The organism is Parabacteroides sp. merdae-related_45_40, assembly GCF_001915675.1.
The window spans coordinates 1-16,142 of the sequence record NZ_MNQY01000123.1; the positions used below are offsets into that span (position 1 = coordinate 1).

General features: G+C 46.8%; 14 protein-coding genes and 2 tRNA genes. 11 read left to right on the plus strand and 5 right to left on the minus strand.

Annotation, left to right across the window (positions count from 1 at the left end; genetic code table 11):
- From BHV83_RS16805 to BHV83_RS16835, 7 genes are all read left to right on the plus strand, one after another.
- Positions 1–1,030 (plus strand): RagB/SusD family nutrient uptake outer membrane protein (locus BHV83_RS16805; protein ID WP_286757798.1); only part of this gene is annotated, 1,030 nt, incomplete at its 5' end.
- A gap of 22 nt (positions 1,031–1,052) precedes the next feature.
- Complete coding sequence (locus tag BHV83_RS16810; RefSeq protein WP_224204268.1) at positions 1,053–1,748, plus strand: DUF3823 domain-containing protein; 696 nt, start codon at positions 1,053–1,055, stop codon at positions 1,746–1,748.
- 62 nt (positions 1,749–1,810) lie between these two features.
- Positions 1,811–2,950 carry a beta-1,2-mannosidase gene (locus BHV83_RS16815; RefSeq protein WP_005637422.1) on the plus strand — a complete coding sequence of 380 codons (1,140 nt, stop codon included), beginning with the start codon at positions 1,811–1,813 and terminating at the stop codon, positions 2,948–2,950.
- 11 nt (positions 2,951–2,961) lie between these two features.
- Entirely contained in the window at positions 2,962–5,652 is a 2,691-nt protein-coding gene (locus BHV83_RS16820; RefSeq protein WP_211742787.1) for a glycoside hydrolase family 2 protein, read from the plus strand.
- Between the two features lie 23 nt (positions 5,653–5,675).
- On the plus strand, positions 5,676–6,065 hold the full coding sequence (locus BHV83_RS16825; RefSeq protein WP_005650525.1) for a hypothetical protein: 390 nt from the start codon (positions 5,676–5,678) through the stop codon (positions 6,063–6,065).
- A 35-nt stretch (positions 6,066–6,100) separates the two neighbouring features.
- On the plus strand, positions 6,101–7,192 hold the full coding sequence (locus BHV83_RS16830; protein ID WP_119215977.1) for a metallophosphoesterase: 1,092 nt from the start codon (positions 6,101–6,103) through the stop codon (positions 7,190–7,192).
- Positions 7,193–7,201: 9 nt separating this feature from the next.
- Positions 7,202–8,329 (plus strand): metallophosphoesterase, encoded by a 1,128-nt coding sequence (locus BHV83_RS16835; RefSeq protein ID WP_119215978.1) that lies wholly within the window; start codon positions 7,202–7,204, stop codon positions 8,327–8,329.
- Here the strand turns inward: BHV83_RS16835 and BHV83_RS16840 are convergent.
- From BHV83_RS16840 to BHV83_RS16855, 4 genes are read right to left on the minus strand one after another with little or no spacing between them, the layout of a single operon-like run.
- Positions 8,326–8,496, minus strand: coding sequence for a hypothetical protein (locus tag BHV83_RS16840; RefSeq protein ID WP_259324968.1), 171 nt, complete (start codon positions 8,494–8,496; stop codon positions 8,326–8,328). The genes BHV83_RS16835 and BHV83_RS16840 overlap by 4 nt on opposite strands.
- A gap of 36 nt (positions 8,497–8,532) precedes the next feature.
- On the minus strand, positions 8,533–9,465 hold the full coding sequence (locus BHV83_RS16845) for a zinc metalloprotease (protein WP_259324967.1): 933 nt from the start codon (positions 9,463–9,465) through the stop codon (positions 8,533–8,535).
- Between the two features lie 19 nt (positions 9,466–9,484).
- Positions 9,485–11,176 carry a S41 family peptidase gene (locus tag BHV83_RS16850; protein WP_122206044.1) on the minus strand — a complete coding sequence of 564 codons (1,692 nt, stop codon included), beginning with the start codon at positions 11,174–11,176 and terminating at the stop codon, positions 9,485–9,487.
- Between the two features lie 47 nt (positions 11,177–11,223).
- On the minus strand, positions 11,224–12,201 hold the full coding sequence (locus BHV83_RS16855; protein WP_005647033.1) for an adenosine kinase: 978 nt from the start codon (positions 12,199–12,201) through the stop codon (positions 11,224–11,226).
- 108 nt (positions 12,202–12,309) lie between these two features.
- On the opposite strand from BHV83_RS16855, the gene BHV83_RS16860 reads away from it, so the two are divergent.
- From BHV83_RS16860 to BHV83_RS16875, 4 genes are all read left to right on the plus strand, one after another.
- Positions 12,310–12,383 (plus strand) — tRNA-Asn (locus BHV83_RS16860).
- A gap of 34 nt (positions 12,384–12,417) precedes the next feature.
- Positions 12,418–12,491: transfer RNA gene (locus BHV83_RS16865), tRNA-Asn, on the plus strand.
- A gap of 123 nt (positions 12,492–12,614) precedes the next feature.
- The gene (gene trmB / locus BHV83_RS16870; protein ID WP_005637438.1) at positions 12,615–13,373 is read left to right on the plus strand and encodes a tRNA (guanosine(46)-N7)-methyltransferase TrmB; all 759 of its coding nucleotides are present in this window, start codon (positions 12,615–12,617) and stop codon (positions 13,371–13,373) included.
- Between the two features lie 31 nt (positions 13,374–13,404).
- Complete coding sequence (locus tag BHV83_RS16875) at positions 13,405–14,514, plus strand: Mrp/NBP35 family ATP-binding protein (RefSeq protein WP_005650530.1); 1,110 nt, start codon at positions 13,405–13,407, stop codon at positions 14,512–14,514.
- 130 nt (positions 14,515–14,644) lie between these two features.
- Here the strand turns inward: BHV83_RS16875 and hutH are convergent, their stop codons facing one another.
- Positions 14,645–16,135: a histidine ammonia-lyase gene (hutH, locus tag BHV83_RS16880; RefSeq protein ID WP_005637447.1), complete on the minus strand. Its 1,491-nt coding sequence runs from the start codon at positions 16,133–16,135 to the stop codon at positions 14,645–14,647.
- Positions 16,136–16,142 lie beyond the last annotated feature (7 nt).

Below are 16,142 nucleotides of genomic sequence, written 5' to 3' on the forward strand. Positions count from 1 at the left end.
ATATGCCTTGTATAACAACAAGCCTGACAACAAAGCACAGAACTTTTGTGATATGTTCCTGAAAGGTAACGGTGATAACGGAGAATATATCTTCCAGAAGCAATATAACGTTGCAGGAGGCAAAGGTCACGACTGGGACAAACGTAACGCACCGTTCTCTTATCGTGCCGGTGGTTGGGGATGCGGTATCGCCCCGACACTTGAATTGGTGGAAGCATATGAATATGTAGACGGTTCCAAAGGAACTCTGAAGTTGGAAGAAAACGGCAAACCTCTTCGTTTCGATGATCCATACGAAGTATTTGCCAATAAAGACCCACGCTTGTTCGCATCCGTATATCTGCCCGGCTCTCCTTGCCAAAGCACAAAGATCGAATGGAAAAGAGGTGTCATCGAAAACGATAATAAGAGACATGTAGCAACCAGCCAGCCGGATGGTGGTAATACGGTTGAAATCAACGGAGTCACCTATAGTACATCTGGAAAAGATGGTGGATCCGATGCCGGAGATGCCTCCAAAACAGGCTTCTATCAGAAGAAATTCTGGGACGAAACATTGACCGATATGAATATGGGTAAGTCAGAAACTCCGTGGCCGGTTTTCCGTTTAGGAGAAATTTATCTAAATTTGGCGGAAGCTGCAATGGAGTTGAACAAATCATCCGAAGCTTTGGATGCAGTTAACAAGATCCGCGAACGTGCCGGAATTGCCTTATTGTCAAACATCAATATGGAAAAGATCCGCCACGAACGCAGAGTGGAACTGGCATTCGAAGGCCATCGCTTCTGGGACATGAAGCGTTGGAGAATTGCTCACTTGGATGTGACACAAGGCGGGCTGAATGGATTCAGAGGAACGGCTTTGTATCCTTGGTATGATATTCGTGATGGTAAATATGTATTTGAAAGAGGACGTAACACCCCTAAACAATTACGAATCTTCTTGGAAAAAAATTATTATACAAAAATCAACCAAGACGATATGAATTCAAATCCGAATCTCATTCAGAACCCGGGCTATACCAATTAATCATATAATTTAGAAATTTGATATGAAAAAGATAAGTTTATTACTGATGGCCGTTTGCTCATTATGCTTCACAAGTTGTTTGAGCGATATGGATAATTATGAATCCCCCAACGGAGGCATCAAAGGACAAATCTTAGATGCGGAAACGAATGAACCGATACCACTGCCTGTCCAAGGATCTACCGGTGTTATTATTAATATGTTCGAACAGAACACAGATGCAACACAATCGGTCGATTTCTATGCAAAGATGGATGGTTCATACGAAAATGCAAAGTTGTTCAACTGTGATTATAAAATTGTTGTAAACGGTCCGTTTGTTTCTCCTTGCGAAGAATTTGTAACCGTAAAAGGACAGACAACATTGGATCTGAAAGCAACTCCGTATGCAAGAATCAACGCTTCGGCCCAGGTTACGGGTAAAAAAATCACGATTACATACAAGGTGAATCCGACAAACAGCAATTTCAAGGTATCCGAAGTGTACGGCTACTGGAATTTTGCTCCGGGTGTTGATAATGGAAATGCCAACCAAGCAGGAAAGCAGACCGTTAAGGAGCAGGAAGGGACGATCGTTTTCGATCTGGAAAACGATAAAACCTATCAGGACAATCTGTACAAAATACAAGCAAATGGCAACAAAATATATGTACGTGTCGGTGCTAAAACAGAAGGCGCAGTCAACTACAGTACCATTATAGAAACGATTGTACAATAAATAACCTTTGGCACAGATATCCTTTTTGTTTGGATCTCTGTGCCTTTTTTATTCTTTAGAGCATGAAAAAAAGTATCTTACTCATCAGTCTGGCAGTTCTACCCCTATTCGGGTATAGCCAAAATGTATTACCGGACTGGGCTTTAGGCGGCTTTGTCAGACCGGAAAAAGCCAATCCGATCATTACCCCCAATCCTTCCAATCAATTCGACTGTCCCATGCAGGACAAAAAAATAGGATGGGAAGAGAGCGATGTGTTTAATCCCGCAGCAACCGTAAAAGACGGTAAAATATATGTCCTTTACCGGGCTGAGGACAATTCTGCAACAGGAATCGGCAAACGTACTTCGCGTATCGGATTAGCAGAATCCGAAGACGGTATCCACATGAAACGCCGGAAGACCCCCGTCATGTACCCGGACAAAGATAATATGAAGGAATACGAATGGGAAGGCGGTTGCGAAGACCCACGTGTGACAATGACGGAAGACGGTCTGTATGTCATGGCCTACACTTCCTGGAACCGGAAAGTGGCACGCCTCTGCATTGCCACCTCACACGACTTGGTCAAATGGGAAAAACATGGACCTGCTTTTGCTAAAGCCTACAACGGACGTTTCAAAGACATTTTCTGCAAATCCGGTTCTATGGTGACAACGATCAAAGACGGGAAACAAGTGCTGACGAAAATCGATGGAAAATACTTCATGTATTGGGGGGAACATGCGGTCTACGCAGCAACCTCCGACGATTTGGTCAACTGGACACCGATATTGGACGAAAAAAATGAACTGGCGACTGTCATCAAACCCCGTCCCCAATATTTCGACAGCGCCTTGACAGAGTGTGGTCCTCCCGCTATCCTGACAGACAAAGGTATCGTCTTGCTTTATAACGGCAAGAACCAGACAAACGACAGCAAGCGCGACAAGCGTTTCACAGCCGGAGCTTACTGTGCCGGACAGATTCTGACCGATCCGAAGGAACCGATGAAGGTTCTGCAACGTCTGGACGTTCCTTTCTTCCGTCCGATGGCTTCATTCGAAAAGAGCGGACAGTATGTCGACGGAACCGTCTTTATCGAAGGTTTGGTCTTTTTCAAAAACAAATGGTATCTCTATTACGGATGTGCAGATTCTCAGGTCAGCGTAGCTATTTACGATCCGGCCAAGAAAACTCCTGGCGATCAGATCCCGAATTAAAAGAATAATTTATGAAAAACATTTTTACAGGAATATTTTTACTTGTGTCTGCCTGCTTCATGCAAGCTCAGACACCCAATTATTACCGAAACCCGGATAAAATATATCTGGATTCGAAAGAAGGACATAACGGAAGTTTTACCTGGCAGATGCATAAGGCCGACGAGACGAAAGATCCGGCTGAAAAAATCTCACAACCAGGCTATCAGACCGGAAAATGGATGTCGGCAATCGTTCCGGGTACGGTCCTGAATTCCCTTGTCCACAACAAGATGTATCCGGAGCCTTATTATGGCATGAACAACAAGTTAGACCGGAATATCATCCCAGATCTTGCCAAAACAGGACGCGAGTTCTACACCTATTGGTTCCGCACGGAATTTGACGTACCGGAAAACTATAAAGACAAAATCGTCTGGCTTCAGGTAGACGGTATCAATTATCGTGCCGAAATATGGGTAAACGGTTATCTGCTTGGCAATATGTCCGGCATGTTCAAACCGGAGTATATCAATATCACCGACTTCGCCCGTATCGGTCAGAAGAATGCCTTGGCAATCAAGGTTTATCCGGTCGATATGCCGGGAACCATCAAACCGAAGCAGTGGGGAGCTGCCGGCGAGTTTCACAATGGTGGAGACGGTAACATCGGACTGAACACAACCATGCTGATGAGTGTCGGTTGGGATTTCACCTTCAACGACGGCATCCGCGACCGTAATACCGGCATCTGGAAAAACATCAGTCTCTATGCCACAGATAAAGCAGTTATCCGCCATCCGTTCATCAAATCCGAACTTTCAAAACCCAACTACGACCTGGCAAAAGAAACTGTCAGCGTAGAAGTGACAAACCCGACACAGCGTGGCATAAAATGCACGGTCAAAGGAGAAATCATCGGCGAAAACATCACGTTCAGCAAAGACCTGAACCTATTCAGAGGAGAAACAAAGGAAATTTGTTTTACTCCGGAAGAATTCCCACAACTGACAATCAAGAACCCACGTCTGTGGTGGCCGATCTTCAAAGGGAATCCGGAACTGTACGAACTGAAACTGACCGTAAGCATAGACGGTAAAGTGTCCGATGAGACAAAAACCCGTTTCGGTATCCGGGAAATCACATCCGACCAGAATACACCGGACAAATCCCGCCAATTCTATGTGAACGGCAAGAAACTTTTCATCCGGGGAACCAACTGGATTCCGGAAGGGATGCTCCGTACCTCCGACGAACGTACTTATGCAGAATTGCGCTATACAAAACAATCCGGTATCAACCTGATCCGCATGTGGGGCGGCGGCATTGCCGAATCGGACTATTTCTTCCAGCTATGCGACGAAATGGGACTCCTTGTCTGGCAGGAATTCTGGATGACCGGAGACACCAAACATCCGCAGGATAAAGATCTATACCTGAGCAACGTCGAGGCAACCGTAAAACGCCTGCGCAACCATCCTTCACTGGCCTACTATGTTTCGTCTAATGAAAGCACGGAAATGCCAGGAGCAAAAGACCTGATCATGAAACTGGACGGGACACGCGGTTACCAGATGCAGTCGGAATGTGACGGCGTGCACGACGGCAGCCCTTACAAACAGGTAAACCCGATGCAGCATTACGAGAATACGGCATCCGAACGCGGTAGCCGTGTCGATGGCTTCAACCCGGAATATGGTTCGCCCACTATCCCGACAGTCGAAACACTCCGCGAAGTAATGGACGAGAAAGACCTCTGGCCGATCAATAAGGAGGTATGGGATTATCATGATGGCGGAGGATTCCATCTGATGTCGACCATGTACACGGACCTTACCAACCATTATGGCCCTTCCTCTTCCATCGAAGAGTTTGCCACCAAAGGTCAGGCGGTCGGTGCGATGAACTCAAAATCGATCTGGGAAGTCTGGAACTATAACAAATTCGGTTATGGAGACCGCTACGCATCAGGGTTATTGTTCTGGTATCACAACTGCCCGGTCAGTCAGGTTTGCGCCCGTATGTGGGACTACTCTTTGGAACCGACCGCCTCTTTATATCATACTCAGAACGCATTGGAACCGCTTCACGCACAGTTTGATTACTTGAAAAATACGGTTTCTGTTTATAATGACTACTACCAGTCATTCAAGGACTATAAAGTAACTGCCGAAGTGTACGACCTGAACAGCAAAAAGGTATGGGGCAAAAGCCAGAAGATCGATATCCCGGAAGACGGTGTCGTAAACGATATCTTCACAATCGATTTTCCCCAAAACATCACGCAGGTCCATTTCATAAAACTACGCCTGTTCGACACGAAAGGGAAAGAAGTCGCCAATACATTCTACTGGCGTTCCAACGACAAGTATGAAGGACGCAAGACCTTAACAGGCCCGACCTCATCCGGCTTCGAAGATCTGTCGAAATTGAAACAGGTGCAACTGAAGACTCGCTACCAAACTTATCAAGAAGGTGATCGGCATTTCATTAAAGCTGAAATAAAGAACCCTTCTTCAACCGTAGCATTCTTCACCCAGCTTCAATTGCTTGGTCAGGACAAAAAGCCGGTGCGCCCCAGTTTCTACACAGACAACTTCTTCTCGCTCTTACCGGGAGAAAGTAAAACCGTCATCATAGAAACAGCCGCAAGCGATATGCCATCCGAACCGACATTCGTTGTGAAAGGTTGGAATATCAAACCGAGTAGTTTCAAATTGTAATTCCATAACGGTAAATGCAGTATATGGTAGTATTTCTTGCCGATATCAGCAAGAAATACTACCTTTGTAGATATAATGTCACTATCAAACTTGCCGATAGATGGAAAACCAACACGATCGGAGTGACGGATGAAGCGATTAATGTAGACGACATCATCGAAACCACCAATCATTTCCGTGCCGTAGACTACATTATCCAAGAGAACGACGGCAAACTTACCGAAACGTACATCAAACAACTCCACTTTATTTTGAAATCCGGTACATCTGAAGAACGAAAAGAAATGTTCTACTACAACGGCTTACGGCACTGGCCGCACATCAAAGGATATCTGGCCGATACCTGCCTGACGGCACAGGATCATTTCAAGGTTTTGCTGGAGAAATTTCATATCAAATACGACCATAACTAAATTTGTTTCCGTACTTTTGCCGAAAATTTACAACTATGCCGACATTTTTCGTTGTCCTCATCAGTATTTATCTTGCGGGAAACATCTATATATTCAGGAGAGGGGCACAGGCTTTGGTAGCTCAGCCTTTCGGTGTTAAAGTTTTATTAGCCGTACTATTCTGGTGCGGTGCCTTGGCGTTTATCGGTAGTTTTTTAGCACGAAACACCAAATTGCCGGTTGTTTTGGCTCATACAGCCCACGAGATAGGGACCGGCTGGTTAGTTTTCACGCTTTATATGGTACTATGCCTAATCATATTCGATTTATTCCGACTTTTCAACTTTCCATGCAAATATGGTTTCTATATATCCTTATTTCTGACACTTAGCCTATTAAGCTATGGATACTATAACTACCAACATCCGAAAACAGAAGTTTTCAACATAGTTATCAACAAGCAGACGGTTCATAATGAACAGCCGTTGAAAGTCGTTTCCGTCAGCGACGTTCATTTAGGGTACGGGACAGACAAGAAAGAACTCAAACAATATGTCGAGATGATCAACGCGCAGAAACCGGATCTGATCCTGATAGGCGGCGACTTGATCGACAACAGCGTAGTTCCCCTTTATGAAGAAAAGATGATGGAGGAACTGGCTGAATTGAAAGCACCTTTGGGAATCTATATGGTTCCTGGAAATCATGAATACATCAGCGGCATACGGAAGAGTATGCAATTCATAAATGAAACGCCGATCCGCCTATTGAGAGACGATGTCGTAACATTGCCTGGCGGTATACAAATAATCGGACGGGACGATCGCAGCAATAAATCCCGGCTATCCCTGCAAGAACTGGTGAAAAACATTGATCCGGCAAAACCTGTTATCCTTTTGGATCATCAACCGTACAACTTGTCGGATACGGAAAATGCGGGCATCGACCTTCAGTTCAGCGGACATACGCATCGTGGACAGGTATGGCCGGTCAGCCTCATTACCGACCATCTGTTCGATCAAAGTTATGGTTACCGTAAGTGGGGAAACAGCCACATATACGTTTCCTCCGGACTATCGCTTTGGGGACCGCCTTTCAGGATAGGTACCGACAGCGAGCTTGTCGTATTCAACATTACCTGTAAATAGTTTGCAGACATGAAAGTTTTCATTCAATCGATAGTAGCACAGATATTACTAAATCCTTATATCTTCTGGCGAGGGTATCAGGCAATTCCCCCCAAAAAGAGTTGGAGGATTCCTTATATCTTGTTTTTTATCCTTGAATTATCAATCTTCTTTTTCGGATTTACGTTCCGCAATGTATTGCCGGACTCTGTCATGATTGCCATCCAATATATCTGTAACACCTGGTATATCGCATCTATTTATATCACGCTATCCCTATTGGGTCTGGAAGTGCTCCGGCTTAGCAACCGTTTCTTCCATTGGTTTCCCGGCTGGATTACGAGCCACTGGAAACAAACGAAACTGGTCCTGTTCTTTTTAGTCATGGCAATCGTTACCGGCCTGATGTTTCATGCTTACCATGTCGTCGCCTATCCGGTTGTCAAAGATGTATATGTCACCCTACCCAAAGGAAGTAGCGACCGTGACAGCATGACGATTGTCATGATGAGCGACCTCCATATCGGAGAAATGATCGGTAAGAAACTGGTACAACGATACGTGAAGATGAGCAACGCACAACATCCCGACCTGGTCGTCCTAGTAGGCGATATCATGGATTATGAATCACGCTTTGCCGAAAAAGCACATATCGAAGAGGATTTGAAACAACTGAAAGCCCCATTAGGCGTGTATGTGGTTTATGGCAACCATGAGTATCGCGCCAACCGCATAGCCAAATACCGTTGGCTGAAGAAAACAGGGGCGACGCTTCTGATCGATTCCGTTGCACGTCCGGACTCTTCATTCTATCTGATCGGACGGGACGACCATATCAACAAGAAAAGAAAGCCGTTACATGTACTTATGGCAGGCATAGACACAACCAAACCGATCATCGTATTGGATCATCAACCCTGGTCGTTCGCCGAAATGACAATGAACGGTGTGGATCTCGGACTCCACGGACACACCCATAACGGACAGCTATGGCCTTACCCCCTCGTAATGAAATTGATCTATGAATGTCCGTATGGCTACCATAAGAAAGGGCCGGTCCAGTTCTATGTATCTTCCGGCATCGGGATAGCCGGACCTCCCTACCGGGTCGGTACTGTATCAGAAATGATCGTGCTGCACATCCGGTTTGCCAATTAAGCAGGATGAAACATTGCCTCCATCATGGCGATATCCATCTTCACTTCCCCCTGCAACAGATATTGAGTTTGCTTTTGGACTACATTTTTATAGATTGCCAACGCTTTCTCCCGATCTCGCTCCTTATAAAGTGCCCAAGCACAGAGAAAACGCTGTTTTGAAGACATCAAAACACGGTATTGCCGGACGTAAAGTTCTATTTCTTACGTGTACAACGTATCTGCCCATCGGTTATGCCCAGTCACCAGATCCAAATAGATGAGTTCGCAAACCACCTCTTTCGCCAAAAGCCCGATCATCTCCCCCTTGTGTCTTGCAATCTCTTCCAATGCAACATAGGCCTCTTCCATTTGCCCTAAATCCAGCAGTCGCCCTACTTGCAGCAAACGGATATTCAGTTGCATCGGTTCCCCGTAATCAATGTCATCCACCCAAGCAAACCACTCTTCCGGCATATCCTTTATCCGGATACCTTCTTGTATACAGGCATTGACGCGCAGCTGGACTATCATCGCCTTTTTACTCTTCGGGTACTTCCTCATCAAACGTACATTGGCTGCATCATTAGTAATTCCCCGCTTGAACGGGATGCCATTGAGCAATCCCAACGACACACCGGCAAAACACATCATAACCAGGAATTGTGCCAGCAGAGGAGAAGGATCTTCCACCACATACCAAACCACAAAAGCCAAAAGCGCTACCGACATATTGACAATAACGCCACCCCAATGGTAAAGCACAACAGGGATCTCTTCCAAAGGCTTGTCAGGCGGGAGCATCAGGCATTGTCCACCTGTCCCCGCGATGCCGAAACGCTTCAAACGAAATTTTCCCTCTTGGCGAATCAGCGTCCAATTGAAAATACGGAAAGAGACAAAACGATAGCCGGAGAGCAGCCCGAAAAGCAAGTGGCCTCCTTCATGCAAAACAATTTGCAAAATAAAAGCGACCAACGTACAAACGATGCTCCCGGCAAATATCCCCACCACCTCAAGCGCCTCTATCTTGGCCAGCTTCTGCACCAGTTCATTCCATGTCATATCCGTAAACGACACGATACCGGCACACACCAAAACAATGCCGATCAAACATCCGATGCCAAAAAACACAAGCAACTTCAAAGCACTCTTCATGGCAGGTCTCTTACCTCGATTATAATGTAGCCGTTTTCTCTACCTTTCCCGGCGCTTCCAATGTCTGCTGGTATAATGCTGGATCACCCAACACTTCCAGCGCCTTATCCAAAACATCATCTTCCTTCAAGCTGTTTATCAACTCGCCTTTCTGGAAATAATAACGTTTCATAATCTCGGAAGTCAACAGTTTCTTAATCTGATCCTTGTTGCGGTCGAAATCCCGATCCAAGTCCGGAGTCAGTTTAGCTTCCAAAGAGTTGAAGAGGGTAGAATCATTATCCATGTAACCTTCAAACTTAGCCACTTCTTTCAAGTTCTTCAACAGCTTTTCACTCTGCCGGTCATAGGTGAAGTTCTTTTCTTTAGCATATTGCTTGAAAGCCTCAAAATCTTCATCCGTCACCTCGAAGTCTTCGGGCGGAGCGATTTTCTTATGTTTTTGGGACCATTCGGCGACAAAGTCCGTCAAGAGAAAGTCTGTCACCAAATAGAACATCATAGTCGGTGTTTCCGGTTCTTCTATTTTAAAGTCAGGGGTAATACCGCCTCCATCCCGAACGGGACGTCCTTTGGAAGTATAGAATACAGACGTCAGGCTATCTGGAATAGCCCCGACGCTACCATCTGCTTTCCGGTGCGAATAGTCCATCTGCTGGATACAACGGCCGCTAGGGATATAATATTTGCTCATCGTCACTTTCACACTTCCATTATAAGGAAGTTCACGGGGAGACTGCACAAGTCCCTTTCCGAAAGAACGCTGTCCGATCAACACAGCACGGTCCATATCCTGTAAAGAGCCCGAAACGATCTCGGCAGCAGAAGCAGAGGCTCCATTAATAAGGACAGCCATCGGCATCACCGTGTCGAGAGGTTCGCCCGGTGTCCGGTAAGTGCGGTCCCACTGGCTGATCTTCCCTTTTGTCGAAACCACTTCTTTCCCCTTCGGGACGAACATACCGACTATTTGCGTAGCGCTTTCCAACAAACCGCCGCCATTGTTACGCAAGTCCAGAATCAGTGATTTTATATGATGGTTCTTTTTCAAGTCTTCAAACGCATTTTTTACTTCCTGCGCACTCTTATCAGTAAAACCCTTCAAATAGATATAGCCTACGCTATCACCACGCACACCATAATAAGTAACCTGATTTTCCAAAATCTGCCTGCGCACCAGTTCCACTTCACGCGGTTTCTTGTCATACGGACTCTGTATCTTCAATACCATTTTCGTATTGGGGACACCTTTCAACAGGGCACTCACCTCATCCGAAGATTTGTCGGTCACATCCACCGTATCGATAGCCAGAATGCGGTCGCCCGCTTTCAATCCTGCCAAAGCAGCCGGCATCCCTTCAAACGGCTCGATAATATAGACACCGCCTTCTTTCCGTTCACGGATATAAGAACCGATACCGCCATATTCGCCGGTCGTCATGAATTTCAGTTTATCCATTTCCTGCTCCGGGTAGTATTCGGTATAAGGGTCCAAGCCGCCTAACATGGCATCGATACCCCGACGCACCGTTTTCTCGACGTCGACCGAATCCACATAAAACATTTCCACCTCTTTTACCAGAGCGTTAAAGATATCCAGGTTCTTACTGACCTCGAAACGATTGTCTTTCTGTGCCTGTCCGGGAATCACGCCTCCTAACAGAAGCAGCAAACTAAAAAGAACTATTATTTTCTCTCGTTGTTTATACATAGAATATTTAGTTAATTAACGACGTAAATGTATATAATAAACGCTTGTCAGGACAATATACTATTTACTTTTAACTTTATTTGTTCCCATTTATCATCCGGTATCTGCGCCCCGATGACATCAATTATGTAACCGGCCAAAAGCGATCCGATACGTGCCGACTGCTCCAAAGTCGCGCCGACCGACTGCCCGTAAAGGAATCCGGCGGCAAAGTGGTCGCCGGCTCCCGTCGTGTCGACCGGTTTGCCTCCTTCCGCCGGAACAGCGATAACCTGTCCCTTGCTTCCCACCAGAGCGCCTTCTTTTCCTAAAGTGACTAAAGAAATCTCTACTTGTTCTGAAAGGACCTTGACCGCTTCGTGTGCTTTCAGCCCGGTAAAGGCTTCCGCTTCGCTTTCGTTGGAGAAAAGGATATCGACATATTCAGGGATAATATCGTCTAATAGCCCCCGGAAAGCATTCACGATATTGAAGTTCGATAGATCGAGGGCAACCTTCAATCCTAACTTTTTCGCTTTCAGCATAGTAGTGCGCACCAGTTCTTCGTTCACCAACAGATAGCCTTCGATATAAATACATTGGTAAGCGGAAAGCATCTCTTCCGTTATCTCATCCGGCGTGATCGTCGGGGCCGGTCCGAGGAAGGTTCCCATCGTACGCTCGCCATCGGGAGAAATCAGAACCGTGCAGCTACCGGAAATACCGTCTGTCTTGGCAAAATAGGGAGAGACATTCGCTTTTTTCAAAGCCTCTTCATAATACTCACCTACGGAATCGGATCCGATCTTACCTATAAATCCTGCTTTTGCTCCCAAAATAGCCATCGCACGCATGGTATTGCATACTGAACCTCCCGGTGCCTGACTGCGTTCAAGGCCTTCCTGCGATTTACGGATTTTAATCATCTGCTCCTGGTTGATCATATCCATTGCGCCTTTCTGTATGCCTACTTCCGCCAGTACATCATCGTTCTCAAGCTTCAGCAGAACGTCTACCAAAGCGTTTCCTAATCCAATCGTATTCATTTTTTCTATTTTTTTTCGCAAAGATATTGCATATTTCAAAAAGAACCTCTACTTTTGCAGTGCAAATTCAGAAAGGGATTAATAAGTCCCGAACTGAAAGAAATAAATTCTTCCTTAGCTCAGTTGGTTAGAGCATCTGACTGTTAATCAGAGGGTCCTTGGTTCAAGTCCAAGAGGAAGAGCAAAAGACATCGGGAAAGACTGAAAAAGACATATTCTTCCTTAGCTCAGTTGGTTAGAGCATCTGACTGTTAATCAGAGGGTCCTTGGTTCAAGTCCAAGAGGAAGAGCGAAAGAGAGAGATACTTCACAAGAGTATCTCTTTTTTTATGCATGATTGGGACAATAACCTGATCGAATAATTGCCTGGCAGGTTATAGTCTTTTTACGTGTAATTATATTACCTTTGCATTATGGGAAAGAATAAATTAGCAAAGTTTGACGACATGGCGAGCTATCCCCATGTGTTCCAATATCCGTTTGCAACCCTTCAAGAGAAAGGATTTGAGCTAAAGGGGCACTGGCACGAACAGTTCTTTAAGAACGACAATCCGATCGTGCTTGAATTAGGCTGCGGAAAAGGAGAATATACGGTAGGTTTGGGAAAGTTATTTCCCAACAAAAATTTTATAGGAGTCGATATCAAGGGAGCCCGTATGTGGACAGGGGCGAAAGAATCGCTTGAGGCAGGTATGACGAACGTTGCCTTCCTCAGGACCAGTATCGAACTGATCGCCCATTTCTTTGCTGCCGGAGAGGTGGCCGAGATCTGGCTCACCTTCCCTGACCCGCAGATGAAGAAAGCGAACAAACGCCTTACCTCCACTCGCTTCATGAAGATGTACCGCGAGATACTGGCGGGAGACGGCATCATACATCTGAAAACAGACAGCAACTTCATGTACACCTACACCTGCGAGATGGTAAAAGCAAATCGCTATCCCGTACTGTTCAGCAACGACGATTTGTATCATTCGGGGCTGACAGACAACATTCTTTCTATCAAGACCTATTATGAACAGCAGTGGTTGGACCGCGGGTTAACCATCAAATACATCAAGTTTGTCTGTGAAGAACGGGATGAACTGGTAGAACCGGAAGTGGAAATCGAATACGATCCGTATCGCAGTTTCAACCGGAGCAAACGGAGTGCGTTGGCTTCCGGCAAATAATTCATAAATCATAAATTATAAATCATACAACATGACACTCTATCCAAAGCTAATCATGGACGCACTGGCAAAGGTGCGTTACCCCGGCACAGGAAAAGACCTTGTGACAATGGGTATGGTAGAAGATAATATCCGGATCGACGGTAACAAAGTAAGCTTCTCGCTCCTTTTCGAAAAACCGAACGATCCGTTTATCAAATCGGTGGTAAAAGCTGCCGAGACGGCTATCCTTACTTACGTAGGAGAAGAAGTGGACATCAAGGGTAATATCACGGTTGACGCCAAGCAGGCGGCCCGTCCTGAACCAGACAAGCTGCTGCCGGAGGTAAAAAATATCATCGCCGTATCTTCCGGCAAGGGTGGCGTAGGCAAAAGTACAGTAGCGGCCAACTTGGCGGTAGCGCTGGCTTTGCAGGGTCACAAGGTCGGTTTACTGGATGCCGATATCTTCGGTCCTTCGCAGCCTAAGATGTTCAATGTAGAAGAAGCCCGTCCCTATATGGTGGAGGTGGGAGGCCGCGAACTGATCGAACCGGCTGCCAACTACGGCGTGAAGCTACTGTCCATCGGTTTTTTTGTCAATAAGGAAGACGCCGTCCTTTGGCGCGGCGCAATGGCAAGCAATGCCTTGAAACAGTTGATCGGCGACGCCAACTGGGGCGATCTGGACTATTTCCTGATCGACCTGCCACCGGGAACAAGCGATATCCACCTGACGATGGTACAGACATTGGCCATCACCGGCGCCATCGTTGTCAGCACACCGCAAGAAGTGGCGTTGGCAGATGCCCGCAAAGGGATCAGTATGTTTACAGGTGAGAAGATCAACGTACCAGTATTGGGACTGGTCGAGAACATGTCTTGGTTCACGCCTGCCGAGCTGCCAGAAAACAAATACTACCTGTTCGGCAAAGAAGGAGGCAAACGTCTGGCGGAAGAACTGAATATCCCGTTGCTAGGACAAATCCCCATCGTACAAAGCATTTGCGAAGGTGGAGACAGCGGAAAGCCAGTCGCCCTCAATCCGGACAGCATCACTGGCCAGGCATTCCAGAAGTTAGCCGAAAATGTCGTGAAACAGATCGATTACCGTAACGAACATTTGGATCCGACAAAGAGGGTTGTTGTTACCAAGAAGTAATAAGAGAGTGAGTAGGATGTGTCAAAAAGAAAGAGAAATCAATTCCTTGCCGGGGGATTAATCCCCCGGCAAAAGAGAGAGATAAATTTTGACACATCACCAAGAAATTGGACACAATCCTATCTTCTTATTATAAAGTATACCGTCTTAGGAAAGCGACCGTCCGATGTATTTCGGGATACATGATGATGTCTTCGCCAATGAAGGGAACCTCTTTGCGATAGGCTTTCAAGAATTTCTCCAAGATAGGGGAAGTACGCGCCGGACGACGGAACTCGATACCTTGTGCCGCATTCATCAGCTCGATCGCCAGGATATGATCCAGATTGTCCATAATCTTAAAGAGCTTCGTCGCCGCATTGGCTCCCATACTCACATGGTCTTCCTGCCCGTTGCTGGACACGATCGAGTCGCTGCTGGCAGCATAGCAGTACATCTTATTCTGGCTTACCATGCTGGCTGCCGCATACTGCGGGATCATAAAGCCGGAATTCAATCCGGGATTGGCAACCAGAAACTCAGGCAAGCCCCGAAGCCCCATGATCAACTGCGCGACACGGCGTTCGGAAATATTTCCCAACTCAGCCAACGCAATCGCAAGGAAATCGTAGGAGATCGCCAACGGCTGGCCGTGGAAATTACCTCCGGAGATGATCTTGTCCTCGTCAGGGAAGATCGTCGGGTTGTCCGTCACGGAATTGATCTCGGTAAGCAATACGCCGGAGACATACCGGATCGCATCTTTCGTCGCCCCGTGTACCTGCGGGATGCAGCGGAACGAATACGGGTCCTGCACATGCTCCTTCTTCCGGCTGATCAGTTCGCTGCCCTCCAGAATACGGCGGAAAGCATCGCCCGTCTCGATCTGTCCGGGATGCGGACGCATCTGCTGGATGCAATCCATAAAAGGATCGATCCGCCCGTCGAAGGCTTCGAGCGACAAGGCTGCAATCAGGTCCGCCCGCTTCGACACGGCAAAAGCACGCATCAGGGCAAACACGCCGTTGGCACTCATAAACTGCGTACCGTTCAGCAACGCCAATCCCTCTTTACTCATCAGGCGCACCGGCTTCCAGGCAAACTCGTCCAGGACACTGATTGCCTCCCTCTTCTTCCCTTTATAATACACATCTCCCACTCCGATAAGCGGAAGGAAAAGATTCGCCAACGGAGCCAGGTCGCCCGACGCCCCAAGTGAACCCCGGTCATAGACGATCGGGAGCACGTCATTATTAAAGAAATCAAGGATACGCTGCACCGTTATCACCTGCACGCCGCTATGCCCCAGCGACAAAGCATGCGCTTTCAACAGCATCATCAGGCGGACAATCACCGGGCTCACCTCATCCCCCACGCTACAGGCATGGCTTTTCACCAGATTCTCCTGCAAGGTGCTGAGTTCATCCGGCGAGATATTCTTATTACACAAGGAACCAAAGCCTGTCGTGATGCCGTAAAGCGGCTCGCTCTGTGTCTCGATCTTCCGGTCCAGATAATCGCGGCAACGCTGGATGCGTTCCTTCACTTCCGGGGTCAGTTCCAACTTCATATTTCCGGTCAGTATCTCTTCGATACGTTCGAACGTCAGCGGTTCCGCCCCCACATAATGTACATTTCCCATAACTTTC

What these genes read in the sequence shown, in the direction of transcription:
- BHV83_RS16810 (WP_224204268.1), top strand. Translation starts at nt 1,053, where the DNA reads ATGAAAAAGATAAGTTTATTACTGATGGCCGTTTGCTCATTATGCTTC.
- BHV83_RS16820 (WP_211742787.1), top strand. Translation starts at nt 2,962, where the DNA reads ATGAAAAACATTTTTACAGGAATATTTTTACTTGTGTCTGCCTGCTTC.
- BHV83_RS16830 (WP_119215977.1), top strand. Translation starts at nt 6,101, where the DNA reads ATGCCGACATTTTTCGTTGTCCTCATCAGTATTTATCTTGCGGGAAAC.
- BHV83_RS16825 (WP_005650525.1), top strand. Translation starts at nt 5,676, where the DNA reads ATGGTAGTATTTCTTGCCGATATCAGCAAGAAATACTACCTTTGTAGA.
- BHV83_RS16840 (WP_259324968.1), bottom strand. Translation starts at nt 8,496, where the DNA reads ATGTCTTCAAAACAGCGTTTTCTCTGTGCTTGGGCACTTTATAAGGAG.
- hutH (WP_005637447.1), bottom strand. Translation starts at nt 16,135, where the DNA reads ATGGGAAATGTACATTATGTGGGGGCGGAACCGCTGACGTTCGAACGT.
- trmB (WP_005637438.1), top strand. Translation starts at nt 12,615, where the DNA reads ATGGGAAAGAATAAATTAGCAAAGTTTGACGACATGGCGAGCTATCCC.
- BHV83_RS16845 (WP_259324967.1), bottom strand. Translation starts at nt 9,465, where the DNA reads ATGAAGAGTGCTTTGAAGTTGCTTGTGTTTTTTGGCATCGGATGTTTG.
- BHV83_RS16850 (WP_122206044.1), bottom strand. Translation starts at nt 11,176, where the DNA reads ATGTATAAACAACGAGAGAAAATAATAGTTCTTTTTAGTTTGCTGCTT.
- BHV83_RS16855 (WP_005647033.1), bottom strand. Translation starts at nt 12,201, where the DNA reads ATGAATACGATTGGATTAGGAAACGCTTTGGTAGACGTTCTGCTGAAG.
- BHV83_RS16815 (WP_005637422.1), top strand. Translation starts at nt 1,811, where the DNA reads ATGAAAAAAAGTATCTTACTCATCAGTCTGGCAGTTCTACCCCTATTC.
- BHV83_RS16835 (WP_119215978.1), top strand. Translation starts at nt 7,202, where the DNA reads ATGAAAGTTTTCATTCAATCGATAGTAGCACAGATATTACTAAATCCT.
- BHV83_RS16875 (WP_005650530.1), top strand. Translation starts at nt 13,405, where the DNA reads ATGACACTCTATCCAAAGCTAATCATGGACGCACTGGCAAAGGTGCGT.